This is a genomic window from Flavobacterium panici (assembly GCF_024499525.1).
GTDB lineage: Bacteria > Bacteroidota > Bacteroidia > Flavobacteriales > Flavobacteriaceae > Flavobacterium > Flavobacterium panici.
Map to the genome: position 1 here is coordinate 5,616,799 of NZ_CP100437.1, position 16,852 is coordinate 5,633,650.

14 protein-coding genes are annotated in these 16,852 nt (G+C 32.8%); 10 read left to right on the forward strand and 4 right to left on the reverse strand.

Annotated features, from left to right (window positions below):
* The first annotated feature begins 178 nt into the window (after window positions 1-178).
* On the forward strand, window positions 179-1,249 hold the full coding sequence (locus NLJ00_RS23445) for a branched-chain amino acid aminotransferase (RefSeq protein WP_180858237.1): 1,071 nt from the start codon (window positions 179-181) through the stop codon (window positions 1,247-1,249).
* Between the two features lie 242 nt (window positions 1,250-1,491).
* Here NLJ00_RS23445 and NLJ00_RS23450 read toward each other — a convergent pair whose 3' ends face one another.
* Window positions 1,492-1,872: a pyrophosphohydrolase domain-containing protein gene (locus NLJ00_RS23450; protein ID WP_053471798.1), complete on the reverse strand. Its 381-nt coding sequence runs from the start codon at window positions 1,870-1,872 to the stop codon at window positions 1,492-1,494.
* 343 nt (window positions 1,873-2,215) lie between these two features.
* On the opposite strand from NLJ00_RS23450, the gene NLJ00_RS23460 reads away from it, so the two are divergent.
* From NLJ00_RS23460 to NLJ00_RS23475, 4 genes are all read left to right on the forward strand, one after another.
* Window positions 2,216-3,457: an SRPBCC family protein gene (locus tag NLJ00_RS23460; protein WP_256635612.1), complete on the forward strand. Its 1,242-nt coding sequence runs from the start codon at window positions 2,216-2,218 to the stop codon at window positions 3,455-3,457.
* A 75-nt stretch (window positions 3,458-3,532) separates the two neighbouring features.
* A complete protein-coding gene (locus NLJ00_RS23465; RefSeq protein ID WP_053471801.1) occupies window positions 3,533-4,075 on the forward strand; it encodes an RNA polymerase sigma factor in 543 nt (180 codons plus the stop codon).
* A 33-nt stretch (window positions 4,076-4,108) separates the two neighbouring features.
* On the forward strand, window positions 4,109-4,522 hold the full coding sequence (locus NLJ00_RS23470) for a hypothetical protein (protein WP_053471802.1): 414 nt from the start codon (window positions 4,109-4,111) through the stop codon (window positions 4,520-4,522).
* Between the two features lie 18 nt (window positions 4,523-4,540).
* Window positions 4,541-4,996, forward strand: coding sequence for a hypothetical protein (locus tag NLJ00_RS23475; RefSeq protein WP_053471803.1), 456 nt, complete (start codon window positions 4,541-4,543; stop codon window positions 4,994-4,996).
* 74 nt (window positions 4,997-5,070) lie between these two features.
* On the opposite strand, the gene NLJ00_RS23480 is transcribed toward NLJ00_RS23475, so the two are convergent.
* The gene (locus NLJ00_RS23480) at window positions 5,071-6,132 is read right to left on the reverse strand and encodes a WD40/YVTN/BNR-like repeat-containing protein (RefSeq protein WP_256635613.1); all 1,062 of its coding nucleotides are present in this window, start codon (window positions 6,130-6,132) and stop codon (window positions 5,071-5,073) included.
* Window positions 6,133-6,370: 238 nt separating this feature from the next.
* Between NLJ00_RS23480 and NLJ00_RS23485 the strand changes: the two genes are divergently transcribed.
* From NLJ00_RS23485 to NLJ00_RS23495, 3 genes are all read left to right on the forward strand, one after another.
* Window positions 6,371-7,681 carry a hypothetical protein gene (locus NLJ00_RS23485; RefSeq protein WP_256635614.1) on the forward strand — a complete coding sequence of 437 codons (1,311 nt, stop codon included), beginning with the start codon at window positions 6,371-6,373 and terminating at the stop codon, window positions 7,679-7,681.
* Between the two features lie 132 nt (window positions 7,682-7,813).
* Window positions 7,814-9,793, forward strand: a complete 1,980-nt coding sequence (locus NLJ00_RS23490; protein WP_053471806.1) for a KUP/HAK/KT family potassium transporter — start codon at window positions 7,814-7,816, stop codon at window positions 9,791-9,793.
* Window positions 9,794-9,942: 149 nt separating this feature from the next.
* On the forward strand, window positions 9,943-11,160 hold the full coding sequence (locus NLJ00_RS23495) for an RsmB/NOP family class I SAM-dependent RNA methyltransferase (RefSeq protein ID WP_180858227.1): 1,218 nt from the start codon (window positions 9,943-9,945) through the stop codon (window positions 11,158-11,160).
* 523 nt (window positions 11,161-11,683) lie between these two features.
* On the opposite strand, the gene NLJ00_RS23500 is transcribed toward NLJ00_RS23495, so the two are convergent.
* Window positions 11,684-12,724 (reverse strand): AMP-binding protein, encoded by a 1,041-nt coding sequence (locus NLJ00_RS23500; protein WP_256635615.1) that lies wholly within the window; start codon window positions 12,722-12,724, stop codon window positions 11,684-11,686.
* A gap of 7 nt (window positions 12,725-12,731) precedes the next feature.
* Window positions 12,732-13,685 (reverse strand): CPBP family intramembrane glutamic endopeptidase, encoded by a 954-nt coding sequence (locus NLJ00_RS23505; protein WP_256635616.1) that lies wholly within the window; start codon window positions 13,683-13,685, stop codon window positions 12,732-12,734.
* Between the two features lie 114 nt (window positions 13,686-13,799).
* Here NLJ00_RS23505 and arsC point away from each other — a divergent pair, with 114 nt between their 5' ends.
* On the forward strand, window positions 13,800-14,144 hold the full coding sequence (gene arsC, locus NLJ00_RS23510; RefSeq protein ID WP_180858221.1) for an arsenate reductase (glutaredoxin): 345 nt from the start codon (window positions 13,800-13,802) through the stop codon (window positions 14,142-14,144).
* A gap of 89 nt (window positions 14,145-14,233) precedes the next feature.
* Window positions 14,234-16,747, forward strand: a complete 2,514-nt coding sequence (locus tag NLJ00_RS23515) for a TonB-dependent receptor domain-containing protein (RefSeq protein ID WP_256635617.1) — start codon at window positions 14,234-14,236, stop codon at window positions 16,745-16,747.
* Window positions 16,748-16,852 lie beyond the last annotated feature (105 nt).

Consider the following 16,852-nt stretch of genomic DNA (forward strand, 5'->3'; position numbering starts at 1 on the left):
TTTAGGTTTATTATAAGATAAATAAATCTCAGTTAAACACAGGAATTAATGCAGTTTTACCAAGTAAATTATATATTTTTCCGTAATTTTGCATTTAAGAAAACCTATTCTTCATCAGATCATTACGTTATATTTTCATCTGTTAAGAATACAAATTAGATAAAAACTTTACATAATTATGAGTACAACTCAAACAAGCAAAATTGAAATCAGAAAAGCTACTTCGTCTAAGATAAGTTCTGTAGACTTTGAAAACTTAAGCTTTGGTGCTGTATTTACAGACCATTTATTTGAATGTGATTACAAAAACGGACAATGGCAGACTCCGGTCATTAAGCCTTATGCACCGATTTTAATGGATCCTTCTTCAAAAGTCTTTCATTATGGACAAGCGATTTTTGAAGGAATGAAAGCTTATAAAGATGAAAATAATGATGTTTGGTTGTTTAGACCTGATGAAAACTACAAGCGTTTCAACAATTCTGCTGTACGTATGGCTATGCCTGAAGTTCCAGAAGATATATTTTTAGAAGGTTTAAATGAATTATTGAAAATCGACCAGGAATGGATTCAAAGAGGAAACGGTGCAAGTATGTATATCCGTCCTTTTATGATTGCTACTGGCCCTGGGGTTATTGCAAATCCATCTGACGAATATAAATTCATGATTTTACTTTCTCCTGCAAAATCTTATTATGGAGGTGAAGTAAAAGTAATTATTGCTGAACATTACAGTAGAGCCGCAAATGGTGGAATTGGTGCTGCAAAAGCTGCCGGAAACTATGCTGCACAGTTTTACCCAACTAACTTAGCAAACAAAGAAGGTTTCCAGCAAGTTATCTGGACTGATGATGCAACGCATACAAAATTAGAAGAAGCCGGAACAATGAACGTTTTCTTCAGAATCAACGATACTTTATTAACAGCTCCAACAAGCGAAAGAATTTTAGATGGTATTACCAGAAAAAGTTTAATTGCAATGGCTGAAAAAGAAGGCTTGAATGTTGAAGTTCGTCCGGTAATTGTTTCAGAATTAGTGGAAGCGGCTAAAAACGGATCTTTAAAAGAAATCTTCGGAGCCGGAACTGCTGCAGTTATCAGTGTTATCAAAGGATTCTCGTATAAAGATGAGTATTTTGAATTAACACCAATCGAGAATTCATACGCTTCATTCTTAAAAGAAAAACTAACAAGTCTTCAAAATAAACTTTCTGAAGATACTTATGGATGGACCGTTAAAGTTCAATAATCCAAAATCAGAATAAAAACAAAAACCCGACAGCATTTCGTTGTCGGGTTTTTTATTATATCTCTATTACTTATATCTAAACACATAGAAACATAGATTTAATGTGTTTAATTAAAGAATACAAAAAGAAACACGTTTCTCACACATAGCTATGTGCATTAATGCAAGTGAAACGCCTTTTTTATAAGCACCAAAAAACTATGTCTCTACGTGTTAAAACATTTGCACACAGAATTTTATTTTTATAACAACTTTGAAAAATCTGGTTTAAAGTAATTTGGACCTTTCATTACTTTTCCATCTTCGCGATAGATAGGTTTTCCGTCTTCGCCAAGTTTACTCATATTACTGCGTTGGATTTCATCAAAAACAGCTTCGATTTTATCCTGAAGACCGTGTTCAATAATAGTTCCGCATAAAATATACATCATATCTCCAAGAGCATCAGCAATTTCGACTAAGTCATTATTTTGAACCGCTTCAAGATATTCTTCATTTTCTTCTTTCATTAAATTATAACGAAGTAGTTTTTTAGTTTCTCCTAAATCAGCAATTGGCGTCTGGCTGTGACCTATTTTAAAAGCAGTATGAAATTCAGTAACTGCGTCTAGTTGTTTTTTCATGTTTTTATTCTATTAAATGAGTCGGCAAATTAGCAACAAATCGTATACAATTCTCTAAATTTGTCAAAAATTATTTTTAAGTATGTTTAGTCAAGGACAATTAATATTCGGACTCTGTTTTTTTATTGCATTTGTAATCGTAATGATTTTCGCTTACCGCAAAGATCTTGCACTTCACAAAGTTTTTTATAAAGGAAATTATAAAGTATTACTTGTATTTCTTCTTTTTATTGCCCTTTTATTTGTTATCAAAATCTTTTTAAAAAGATAATACAATCTATTATTTTTAGTTATTAGTTTAGACTCCCAAGAAAATTTATAACTTTACGAAAAACCTGCACCAATGAAGATTCTAAAATATTTATTTCTTTTACTTTTATTAAGTTTAGTTGCTCTTACCGTTTTTGTTGCTACCCAAAAAGGGATTTTTTCTGTTGAAAGAAGCAAAGTAATCAATTCGCCAAAAGCTACTGTATATAATTATGTAAATGACTTTAGAAACTACGAAGATTTTGAATCTTGGGCAGTTGAAGATCCGTCTTTAAAATTTACTTTCCCAAATAAAACTTCCGGAAACGGAGGTTCATTTTCATGGTCCAGCGAAGAAGAAGCCGGAAATGCCATTACACTAAAAACAAAGGACGGAGAAAGTATTGAGCAAAAAATGAAATATGACGGCACAGAAGCTGATGTAACATGGACTTTTAAAGATACTCTTGCAGGAAAAACAAAAGTGACCTGGAAAGCAAAAGGAACAATGAGCTTTTTGTTTAAAATATATGCAGCATTAAATGGCGGTTCAGATAAAGTTATTGGAACTATTTACGAAAAAAGTCTTGTAAACATTGACAAAAACCTGGATTACGAAACCAAAACTTACGCCGTAAAAGTAGATGGAGTGGTTAAAAAAACCGAAACGCCATATATCAAGCAGACATTTACAAGCGAAATTTCTAAGATTAATAAAAATGCGAGAATTGTAATTCCGAAACTGATTCATTTTAGCGAAACCAATGATTTAAGTGCAAACGGAAAACCTTTTATTATTTATCATACTTATGATACTGCAAAAGGACTTGCGAAAATCTCGATTTGTTTACCTATTAATAAAGAGATTTCGATTAGTTCCGGAAGTGATATTTTATCAGGAAAATTAAATGGTTTTGACGCTGTTAAAACCACTTTAAAAGGAGATTATACACATACAAACGAAGCTATTGCAAAAACAACAGCTTATATCAACAATCAAAAAATTATACCAGAATTAGGATGGTCACATCTTGAAATTCTGTCTGTAAGCAAATTAGATGTAAAAAGCCCTTCTAAATTAGTTACAGAAATTTATTTCCCAATTAAACCAAAAGTAGTTCCGGCTTCTGCAACTACAACCGTTACACCACCAGATTATCAGGCTGAAACAGAAACTGACGCTTCAGGAACAACTACACCTGCGGCAACTGGACCAAAACCAGCAGTGCAAAAACCAGCGGTACAGAAACCTGCTGTACAAAAACCAGTTACACCAAAACCTGCAGCACCCGCAACAACAACTCCTGCAAAAACAGAAGAAGACTCTGAATTTTAATTTTTTTAAGGTTGGATTAAACCTTTTGTTTAAAGTTCATTCTAAGTTAATATAAGGATTGATAAATCAAGAAGTTTGATCGACGAAAAGGAATTTATACAACAATTATTAGATCCTAAAACGCAAAACACAGCGTTTCAAAAACTTATATCTGATTATCAAAAACCGCTGTATGCTCATATTCGAAATATTGTTTTGAATCATGATGATGCAGACGATGTTTTGCAGAATACTTTCGTAAAGGTATTTCAGTACTTAAAAAACTTTAAGGGAGAAAGTAAACTCTTTTCCTGGATGTATCGAATTGCGACAAACGAAGCTTTGACTTTTTTAAACCAAAAAGCAAAATTAAAAGGTATAACTTCTGAAGATTTACAAAATAAAACGATCGACAATCTAAAAGCAGATGTTTATTTTGATGGAGATGAAATCCAGATCAAACTTCAAAAAGCAATCGTTACACTGCCGGAAAAACAGCAGCTGGTTTTTAAAATGAAATATTTTCAGGAATTAAAGTACGAAGAAATCGCAGAAATTCTTGGCACATCCGTTGGTGCATTAAAGGCATCTTACCATCATGCGGTAAAAAAAATAGAATTATATGTTACAACAAATTAAACCTTTTATAGCTAATCTTATCTTACAGACATTATGAAAGAATTTAAATTAGAAAACGAACCGAAAGTAAAATCAGGATTTAAAACTCCGGATCATTATTTTGATACCCTTTCGGCAAAAGTTTTAGAACAGATTAATGAAAGAGAAGTAAAAGTAATTCCTCTTTATAAACGCAAAAAAGTTATTTCGATAGCTGCTGCGGCCGCAATTTTTATTGCCTTTTTGATCCCAACTGCTAATCACTATTATAAAGCATCAAAAGAACTTGACGAAGCAACATTAGAAACCTATCTGGCTTATCAGTCAAACTTAAATCAATACGATTTAATTAAAGAATTAGATACTAAAGATATTGACAAACTAAATAAGAATGTAGCCCTTGAAGAAGAGACATTAGAGGATATTTTGGCTACAAATCCTAATATTGAAAATTTAATTTCTGAATAAAAACAAAATTATACAAATATGAAAATCAAAAATATATTAGCATTACTTCTGTTTTTAGTTACTTTTTCATTTTATGCCCAAAATGATAAAACAGATGAAAAACGTGAAAAAATTAAAGCTTTTAAAGTTTCGTTTTTGACTACAGAACTTGAGCTTACACCAACAGAAGCAGAGAAATTTTGGCCCATTTACAATGCATACGATGACAAACAATTTGAATTGCGTCATGATAAAATGAAAACGTACCTGAAAAAACTGGACGATGACAATATAAATTCAATTTCAGAAAAAGAAGCTACTACGCTATTATCTCAAATTGAATGCACGGATAAAGAATTATATCTTTTACGTGAAAAGTTTATGACAAATATAAAAAAGGTATTGCCGGCAAAAAAAATATTAAAGCTTAAGAAATCTGAAGATGATTTTAACCGAAAATTATTAAAACAATATCGGGATAAAGCAGGAAAATAAATTCCTTTGAAGAAACAACAGTGATAAGAACCCTATATAATAATACTTACTTTATTATTTAGGGTTCTTGTTTTTTATTTAAAGTTTAAACGAACTACTTTGTTATAACCTGCAGCAATTGCAGTATTTCTGTTCACGAAACGAATCGTGAAAAGTTTAGAATCTGTAGATAATTGTGTCCAGTTTTCGCCTCCGTTTTGAGAATATTGAATTCCTTCAGAACCAACACAGATAATTTCTTTACCATTTCCACCCGGAACATATTGTATGCACGAAGCATATCCAAAGCCCAGATCCTGACCAATTAATTCCCATGTTTTTCCGCCATCTTTGGTAAAAGCTTTATTGCCTGTTTTTTTATTTGGAAGATCATAATCACCGCCTGCAATAAAACCATGTTTTGCATCATAAAAATCAGCTGTGTAAATACCTGTCATAGCTTTTCCCTGAACAATAGGAGTTTCAACTACTTTCCATGTTTTTGCTTTATCAGGAGAATAAAATACACGAGCCTTTTTTCCACCAGAAACCAGCCAGGTATCATCTCCTTTTACAACTATATTCGTATTACTTGCGGCAAAAGCGGCTTCTCCGATTGCATTTGTAGGCAATTTATCAGACAATAATTTTGTCCACGTTTCTCCTCCGTCACGAGTTACAATTACAGAAAAAGTATCTTCTGTAGGATCTCCAATAGCAATTCCTTCTTTATCATTCCAAAACTGCATACTGTCATAAAAAACTTTTGCATTCACTTCTTTATACACTAACTTAACTTTATGGTCTTTTTTAGAAACTGAATAAAGCAAAGCCGGATTAGAAACACTTAGTAAAAAGATGTTTTTTGAGTTTTGTGCAATACTTCTAAACTCTAATTTTAACGTATCACGATAAATATGTTCTTCAAATTTTTCTTTTTTAGTTAAATCGTAATAACCAAAACGTGAGTTATCTCCTCCATACCAAACTTTATCTTTATCAATTAAGATTGCTCGTATGCTAATTTTATCCTGAAATAATGTATCGATTTTTACTGATATAAAACCACTATTATAAGCTTTTTTACTGCTGATATTAAGCGTTCTAAAAGACATTAATAAAATAAAAACACCAAAAAATAAAATTAGTTTTTTCATAAAAATTAAGATTTGTTCAATGCTAAAATACAATTATTTCTAACATCTCAAATATGTTTTGTTTATTTTCAGAAAATAATAATTTCCTGTATTTTTTGTTCAATCAAAATCCAATTACAATTCAACAAAAACATAACAAACTACAAACGTGCTATTTACAAACCAAAAACCTCTAACATTAATTTGTGGCACAGTAATTGGATAACTCCTATCACAAATAATTTAATATGATTTAGTCATGAAAACGAAATTACTTTTAATAGCGGTTGTAGCATTAGTTTTTGGTTCATGTGCGGCACAAAACCAAACTACTGTTTACGCAAAAAACTCAGATATAAGTGATAATTTAGATTTAAGAGCAGTTGCTTCAATGTTTGGAGAATCTGCTAATCTTCAGGATTTTGAAAGAAGATTAAATGATCCTAAATATCAAATATCAAACCTTGACCTAAATGGCGATGACGAGGTTGATTATTTACGTGTAATTGAATCTGTAGAAGACAGAACTCACGTTGTAATTATTCAGGCCGTTTTAGATCGCGATGTTTATCAGGATGTGGCTACGATTGATGTTGAAAGAGATAATTATAATAAAGTAAGCGTTCAGGTTGTAGGTAATACTTATTTATATGGTGACAACTATATTTATGAGCCGGTTTATAGTGTAGCTCCGGTAATTTATACTTCATTTTGGGTTACTAATTACAGACCATACTACTCTACCTGGTATTGGGGTTACTACCCTACTTATTACTCAGCATGGAGACCTTATCCAGTTTACAGATACAGAAACAATGTAAATGTATGTATTAATGTTCACAACAATTACAATTATGTAACTACAAGAAGAAGTTACAGAGCTCCGGTTCTTTATGAATCAAGACGTACTTATGGTTATGAAAGAATGAGACCAAACAATAGTTTTGCTCAAAGACATGCTAATGTAAGCAACAGATATGATTTAGATCAAAGAAGAGTTGCAAGCAGAGAAGCTAACAGATCTCAAAACAATTACGGTTCTAACAGATCAAACACAGGAAGAGTAACTTCTACTGAAAATAGAAATACAAACAGAGATTACAACAATAGCAGCAGAAATAATTCTGACAGAAGTTACACAAATCGTGCAGCAGCCAACAGAGATAATGCCGGTACTGTAAATACTCCTGTAAGAACTGATAATACTCCGAGAACAGAGCCAAGAGGTGATTATAACAGAAACAACTCAACAGCTACTGCTCCAAGAGGAAACTCAGAAAATAGAAATTATAGCAACAGAACATCTTCACAAACAAATGAAGCGCCTAGTAGAAGCTATTCTGAAAACAGAGCAAGCAGACCAGCTCAAACTCAATCTGCTCCTGTTCAAAGAACTGAAGCTCCAAGAAGCTACGAAAACAGATCAAGCTCTCAAAGCAATTCAAATGCTTCAAGACCGCAAAGTGCTCCACAACGTTCTGAATCACCAAGAATGAGTCAGGAATCAAGAGGCAGCCAACCGCAAAGAGAAAGCAGTTCAAGCTCTAGAGGCGGCGGAAGAAGAGGTTAAGAATATCTCAATTTATATCAAAAATTAAAAGCACAATTTGGGGATTGTGCTTTTTTTTATCTTTTTAATTATAATAGCGGCTAATTTGTTTTAAAAGAGTAAATTTGCAACCGTCTTTTATTAAAAATATACATGAGCGCATCGCATAAAAACTTACATAGTAAGTTGTCTATAGGGGGTTTATTGATAACATTGGGGATTATTTATGGAGACATTGGAACGTCTCCTTTGTATGTAATGAAAGCTATTCTTGGCGATCATACCATAAATGCTGATATTGTATTAGGAGGTATTTCCTGTGTTTTTTGGACTCTTACTTTACAAACTACAATAAAGTACGTACTAATTACTTTAAGTGCCGATAATCATGGTGAAGGTGGAATTTTCGCATTATATGCTTTAGTCAAAAAGACAAAAATTCAGTGGCTCATTGTGCCCGCCATTATTGGAGGAAGCGCCTTGCTTGCCGATGGTATTATAACACCGCCCATCTCGATTTCGTCTGCAGTTGAAGGTATTAGGGCATTCTACCCTACAATGGAAACAAAGACCATTATTTCTATTGTAATCACTATTCTTTTCATCTTATTTACCATACAACAGTTTGGAACTAAGTTAGTTGGTAAGTTTTTCGCACCAATGATGCTGATTTGGTTTGCTATGCTTGGAACTCTGGGTTTTATACAAATTATCCATTTCCCGGAAGTTATTAAAGCTATAAATCCTTATTATGCTTACCATTTACTTTCTGTTCATCCTGACGGCTTTTTTGTTCTTGGATTTGTATTTTTATGTACAACAGGAGCCGAAGCTTTGTACTCAGATATGGGACACTGCGGTAGAAAAAACATTAGAATCAGCTGGATATTTGTAAAAACTACTTTAGTATTAAATTACTTTGGTCAGGCTGCTTATTTAATTCATCATGAAGGAAGTACATTACAGCAATTAGGAGGAGAAAATGGGAATCCGTTTTATCTGATTATGCCGCATTGGTTTTTACCATTCGGAATTGTAGTGGCAACTTTAGCTGCCGTAATTGCATCTCAGGCACTTATCAGCGGATCATTTACTTTGATAAATGAAGCAATGCGTTTGAATTTCTGGCCGAAAGTAAAAATCAAATACCCTACAGAAGTTAAAGGACAATTATATATTCCGTCAATCAACTGGTTATTGTTTTTTGGTTGTGTTGGAATTGTATTACACTTCGAAAAATCAGGAAATATGGAACATGCATATGGTTTAGCGATCATTTTATGTATGATTATGACAACCATTTTGCTGAATTATTATTTAATTATGAAGCGTGTGAAATTGTATTTCATGGTTCCGCTTATCACAATTTATTTATTGATCGAATTCAGTTTCCTGATCGCGAACATTACAAAATTTGCCGAAGGAGGTTATGTAACTTTAATCATTGCAACACTTCTTATTTCGATAATGACAATTTGGTATTTAGCTAAGAAAATCAACAAAAGCTATACTAAAATCATCAAAATTGAGGATTATAAAAAAGTATTAGTAGAATTAAGCCAAGACTTATCGATTCCAAAATACGCAACGCATCTAGTTTATATGACAAACGCGAACCGTGTTGATGAGCTGGAGGAAAAAGTAATTTATTCGATTTTACAAAAACGTCCAAAAAGAGCTGATATTTACTGGTTTGTACACGTAAATATTTTGACTGAACCTTATAAAACACAATATAAAGTTACCGAAATCGCGAAAGACGATATTTATAGAATCGATTTTAACTTAGGATTTAGAGAACCTACAAAAATCAATTTAATGTTTAGAGAAGTAATTCGTGACATGGTAAAACGCGGAGAAGTTGATATAACCAGCCGTTACGAATCATTAAACAAAAACAATATTATTGGTGACTTTAAATTTGTATTGTCTGAGAAATTCTTATCAAATGACAATGATTTAAGATGGCACGAAAATATTATCATGAATTCTTATTTCTTTATTAAGAAACTGAGTTTATCTGAAGAAAGAGCTTTTGGATTAGACAGCAGCTCGGTAAAAGTAGAAAAATTCCCGATGGTGCTTCATGCTCCGGAAAATATCGGATTGACAAGGATAACTGCAAAAGAATAATCTGCTAGCAGAAATCTCTTCAGAAAAACACTCTTTTAAAACTTTATAAGAGTGTTTTTCTCTTTTAAAAAGGAAAGCTAAATAACAATCATAATTAAAAATTTAACTTTCAATCAATTAATAGTACCTTTGCAACTCAAATAATTAAAATGAGATTACACAGAAATTTAGTTTATACTACCATCGATTCTTTGAACGCAATTTTCAATGAAGGAGAATATGCAGATAAAGTGGTAGCAAGAGCATTAAAAAAAGACAAACGTTGGGGAAGTTCTGACAGGAAGTTTGTTGCTGAAACGATATATGAAATTGTTCGCTGGAAACGTTTATATGCAGAAATTGCAGAAGTAAAAGAACCTTTCGACAGAGACAATTTATGGAGAATGTTTGCGGTTTGGGCAGTTTTAAGAGGATATCCAATTCCGGATTGGAGACAATTAGAAGGAACTCCTGAAAGAAAAATAAAAGGACGTTTTGACGAACTTTCAAAAGTTAGAGCATTAAAAGAATCTATCCCGGACTGGATGGACGAATTAGGCGTAAAAGAACTTGGCGAAAAAGTATGGGCAAAAGAAATTGCTGCTCAAAATCAGCCTGCTAAAGTTATTTTAAGAACTAATACCCTTAAAGGAACTAAAGAAAACCTGAGAAACACCTTGATGGATTTAAATATTGAAACTGAATATTTAAAAGATCAGCCTGAGGCTTTAGTTTTAAAAGAAAGAGCAAATGTATTCTTGACAGATGCTTTTAAACAAGGACTTTTTGAAGTTCAGGATGCTAACTCACAATTAGTCGCCGGTTTTCTTGATGTTAAACCAGGAATGCGTGTTGTTGATACGTGCGCCGGAGCGGGTGGAAAAACATTGCATATTGCTTCTTTAATGGAAAACAAAGGGCAATTGATTGCAATGGATTTGTACGAAAGCAAACTAAAACAATTGAAATTAAGAGCCAAAAGAAATGGTGCTTTTAATATTGAATACCGCATTATTGACACTACAAAAGTGATCAAAAAACTGCATGAAAAAGCAGATCGTGTTTTAATTGACGCACCTTGCAGCGGTTTAGGAGTTTTAAAAAGAAACCCGGATTCTAAATGGAAATTACAGCCTGAATTTATCGATAACATTCGTAAAGTTCAGAGTGAGGTTTTAGAAAGCTATTCTAAAATTGTAAAACCAGGCGGAAAATTAGTTTATGCAACTTGTTCTGTTTTACCATCAGAAAATCAGGAACAAGTAGAGAAATTCTTAAAAACAGATATCGGAAAAGAATTTACGTTTATTCAGGATCGTAAAATACTGGCTTCAGAATCTGGTTTTGATGGATTTTATATGGCTTTATTAGAGCGTAAAACAAAATAAAAATTTAATATTTTAAATTCTAATATCTTAAATTCCAAATTCCAATTTTTTAGTTGGAGTTTGGAATTTTTACTTTGGGATATTTTACTGCCAAATTTGTTTAGTCCCTACGGGACATTTTTATGGGTCGTCTTTATTTTTCTACCGACATGTAACTCCTAACGGAGTTTTTTTCTCATAGAATATTTTTTTCTGTTGCTTATTTTTTATCTACCCCTAATTCCTAATAGAGTTTCTCTTAAGAATGTAATACCTTAAAAATACTCCACACTCTTTCAGAATATCTCGTAGAGATTAAATATCGGTAAAAACATAGAAAGACGCCGTCAACATTTGTCCCGTAGGGACTAAACATTCCACAAAAAAATCCCAAATCCCAATATAAAAATTGGAATTTGGAATTTTATATTTTGGGATTTTTATAATTCAAAACAACTCCTTATTTATCATTTCGACCGAAGGGAGAAATGACAAGATTGCGAAAAATTGGAATTTGGAATTTAAAATATAGGAATTTCCTTATCTATCTTAAACTCGACTTACGTAATAACTTACCATTTTCATTTTCCTTAAATTTCGGAACAAAAACAATTTCTTTCGGCTTTTCGAATTTCCCTAAAACATCAAAAAAGTCAGCAGAGAAATCATATTTTTCACCTTCAATAACTAAAATTAGTTTTTCACCTAAAACAGTATCGGGAACACCCGTTACAAAAAAGCGATTACTAATTCTGCCAATTAATTTTGCTTCAATCTGCTCCGGAATCAGCTTCACTCCTCCACTATTAATTACATTATCGATTCTTCCCAAAAATATAAACTGATTTTCATTTACTAAATCAACTAAATCATTAGTAACAATTGGCTCTTCAGAAATAGAGGAAACATAAATTACCAGACAGCCGCGATCATCTTTTTCGATTTTTACATTTGGCAAGATTGTAAAAGCACTTTCTCCCACTCTTTTAGCAGCAATATGCGTTATCGTTTCGGTCATTCCGTACGTTTCGTAAATTTCTGTTTTAAAAGGCAGAAGTTTCTCTATGAGGTCACTGTCGGTTTTTGCTCCGCCAATAATTAACTTTTTTATATTACTTAATTTTTCAAGCGAATTCTGAACCTGTAAAGGAACCATCGCAGCAAAATCATATTTTTTATTATTATAAGCCAAAGGTTCTGTACTCGGAACTACGACATCTAATTCTAATCCTAAAATCAAACTGCGAACCAGCATCATTTTTCCGGCGATAAACTGAGTTGGCAGACAAAGCAAAGCTTTATTTCCCGGTTCTAAACCGAAGAAATCTCCCGTTGCTAATGCCGACTGAATCATGGCTTGTTTTTCTAATCTAACTAACTTAGGAAGTCCGGTAGTTCCAGAAGTGGTCATTTCGATATAATCCTTATGATCAAACCAATCCAGAAAAAATTCTCCAATGGCACGTTCGTAGACATCGCCTTCTTTAATAAAACTATATCCAATACGGCACAAATCTGCAGCGTTTAGATGGTATCCATCAAGTTTAAAATAATTATGTACATTTTTATGTGTTAAGTTTGGCATGATCCTGTTAGTTTAAATTTAAAAATTCTGAAACCTCATTATTTGATTCATCGATTTTACCCGTTAATTTCTCTTTCCAATTCGTCCATTTATACTTTTTACTAAAAATAAAAAGCAAAATAGGATAAACGATCACAACCGGCAAAATAACATCTGCTCCGGCAGAAGGATCTGACATATCTTTAAAAATAGAATGTGTTTGAAAAACCGACCAATCTGAAGTGACCAATAAAGCCCCAATAAGATTATTTGCAGCATGAAAGCCCAAAGCCAGTTCCATTCCGTCATCCATTAAAGTTATAACCCCGAGAAATAAACCTGTTCCTATATAATAAACCATGATAATATATCCCATCTTGGTCACTTCGGGATTAAGAATGTGCATGGAACCAAATATCAGTGAAGTCATAACTAACGGAAACCATCTATTTTTAGCCAGATTAGCGAAACCCTGCATCAAATATCCTCTAAAAACATATTCTTCTGTACTGGTTTGAATGGGAATTAAAATTGTTCCTACAACCACTAAAATCAAAAAAGGAACTAATTTAAAATTCCAGACAAATTTTTCTGGAGATTGAAAATAAAGCACCAAAAAACTGATTACAGAAAATATTGTCCAAAGAAGGAAAGAAAATAAAATCCTGTTCCAGTCTACTTTTTTTCTTCCCGTTGTTACCGATAAAAGTGTTTGATGATGCATATATTTTACCACAAAATATATTCCTGCAAAAGCAAAAACAAATGAAAGCATTACTAAAAATAAGGTAAGATTGGGCTCAAACATTTTTAAAGCCGAATCATTATCCGTCGGGAAAGCGGCGTGCTCTTTAAAACTTTTATAAAGAACTGCAATAGAAAAAGGAATTTGACCTACAAATGAAGCTGTAATAATAAAAACAGATCCTAAAAGATATTTCCAAAAATGATTTTCAGGTTTAACTCCTTGCTCTAAAAACATATATTTAAAATTTTTGAAATGAGAATTCGATTTAAATAGGAAATCCTATTTTTGTTGTACTAAATAGAACTCTTTTTGAGAGATTTTATTCTAGCAGACTTTAAATATAAGAAAATGATACAAATTTACCATAATCCACGCTGTGGAAAATCAAGAAGCTGTTTGGCTTTTATTGAAGATACCAAACAAGAATATGAGATAATTCCTTATTTAACAGATACTCCGAGTTTTGAGGACCTAAAAAAACTTCTTAAAGAATTAAATATTCAGCCCAATGAATTGGTTCGAACCAAAGAAAAAATCTGGATTGAAAACTACAAAGGAAAAGATTTGAGCGATGACCAAATTATTCAGGCAATGGCAGATAACCCAATTTTAATCGAAAGACCTATTGTTGTAAAGGACGGAAAAGCTATTATTGGAAGGGATTTAGACAAAGTTGCCTCTTTTTTAGACTGATTATAAAATAATCAATTAACATTTTTTTGTGATCTTGCTTTTTAAACCAAAAGGTACATTTGCTGTCTAAGAAAAGAAACCAGAAAAAAATGAAACAAATCAATTTTGTTGTAATGCTCGTGATGCTTTTTACAGGCTTTTACAACTATGCGCAACAAGGACCACAAGCAAGAAATAAAGTAAAAGTTACCGGAAAAGTTTTCGAAAAAGTAAGCAAGCAGCCGCTTGAGTATGCTACAATTTCGATTATGGCACCAAATGACACAAAAGTTATTGCCGGCGGGATAACCAATCCTAAAGGTGAATTTGAAGTAGCTGTTGCTCCGGGAACTTACGATATAAAAGTAGAATTCATTTCGTTTAAATCGACTGAAATTAAACAAAAAAGTATCCAGGAAGACACCAATTTAGGTGTTGTAAATTTATCTGAAGATGCTGCACAATTAAACGAAGTTGTGGTTCGTGCCGAAAAATCATCTGTAGAAATTAAACTGGATAAAAAAGTTTATAATGTTGGTCAGGACATGATGGTAAAAGGAGGAACTGTAAGCGACGTTTTAGATAATGTCCCATCTGTTTCTGTTGATACCGAAGGAAATGTAAGTTTAAGAGGAAGTGACAATATCCGAATTTTAATTGACGGAAGACCTTCAAACGCTATAAATGTTGCAGAAGCTTTACGTCAGCTTCCTGCAGATGCCATTGATAAAGTAGAAGTTATTACCAATCCATCAGCACGTTATGATGCCGAAGGTGGATCAGGAATCATCAATATTATTCTTAAAAAAGGAAAAAATCAGGGTTTAAATGGAACTTTTATTGCTTCGACAGGACTTCCTGAAACGTATGGTTTAAGCGGAAATTTAAATTACAAAACAGAGAAATTAAACTATTTCACCACTCTTGGTTACAACCGCAGAACAAGTGAAGGTGCAGGTTTAACTAACACAGAATATTTAAATGCTGACGGAACTCCAAAAGGATTTCTTGATGAAGATCGTGATACTAAAAGAACTTCTGACGGATTTAACGGAAGAGCTGGTATAGAATGGACTGTTGCTCCAAACACATTCTGGACAAATGCCATTAATTATCAAAAGAGTTCTGGTGACACAAGAGACTATATCACTTATAGTAATTTTGGCGCAGCGCATGATTTTACTGGTAATTCATACCGTTTAAATGATGGTGTTACCGGAAGTGAAAACGTAGAATATACCTCAAACTTAATCAAAAATTTCAACGATAAAGGACATAAACTTACTGCCGATTTATCGATTTCAAGAAATACAGATGATAGTAACAGTACCATTACAGCATCACCAAATTTCAATAATACCTTGAACGATCAGGTTCAAAAACAAGTACAATTACAAGCAGATTATGTATTACCGTTAGGAAAAGGAAGCCAGTTTGAAGCCGGATATAAAGGAAGTTTTGGTGACCTGAACAACGAATATGTAATAACTGGGATTGATGGTCAACCAGATCCAAAATTATCAAATACTTTAGAATACAAGGAAAACATAAACGCAATTTACACGCAATACGGTTTCAAAGTCAATAAATTCTCTTATTTATTTGGATTACGTTGGGAAGACACTAATATTCAGGTAAACCTATTAGATAGTAACGATTTCAACACTAAAAAATACAATAACCTGTTTCCAAGTGCTTTCATTAGTTATGAAATTTCAGATCAAAGTAACTTCACAGCAAGTTATAGTAAGCGTTTATCAAGACCTAGAGGACGTTTCATGAATCCTGCGACAAACTATTCTAGTAATGTTAATATTTTTCAGGGAAATCCGGACTTAGATCCATCTTTGACAGACAAATACGATATTGGATACATCAAACGCTGGGATAAATTAACCTTTAATACTTCGGCATATTTCGAAAACACAAAAGACGTTTTCAGTTTTGTGAGAACCCCTACAGGTGACGTTGTAACTCCAGATGGTGATGTTGTAACTCCTACACCGGATAATCCAGTTGATGGAATTCCGGTTATTTTAAGCCGTCCAATTAACTTAGGAAGAGAGCAAAAATTTGGTTTTGAGTTTACTCTTAATTATACACCATTCAAAGTATGGAGAATCAACAGTAACTTCAACTTTTACAATGTAAAAACTACCGGTGAAAATACTTATATAGACACTAAAGGAAATACAGTTGTACAAGATCTGGATAATCAAGCTAATACATGGTTTGCCAGAATCAACTCAAAATTAACGTTGCCATACAAAATAGACTGGCAGTTAAGTGCTGTTTACAATGGCGAACAAAAAACGGCTCAGGGTAAAAACTTAGGTCAGTTTGGTATGAATACGGCATTTAGTAAAGATGTCTTAAAAGACAAAGCAACAATTGCATTCAATATTAGCGATATTTTCAACTCACGTATCATGAAGTCTGACACCTATCTTCAAAATGATGTCACTCGTGAAAGTCAAAAATCGTATAGCGAAATGCAGTTCCGTAAACGTCAGTTCAATTTATCATTTACATATCGTTTCAACAAACCAAAAAGTGATAGAGACAGAAACGCACAGCCTAAAAATGATGGCGGCGGTGATGGCGGTGGAGATTTCCCTGGATAACATAAGTTAAATTCCAATATTAAAAATCCCAAATTCCAATTTCACTGGATAAATTTCAATACTAAAAATCCCAAATTCCAATTGATTAGCTCATTGGAATTTGGG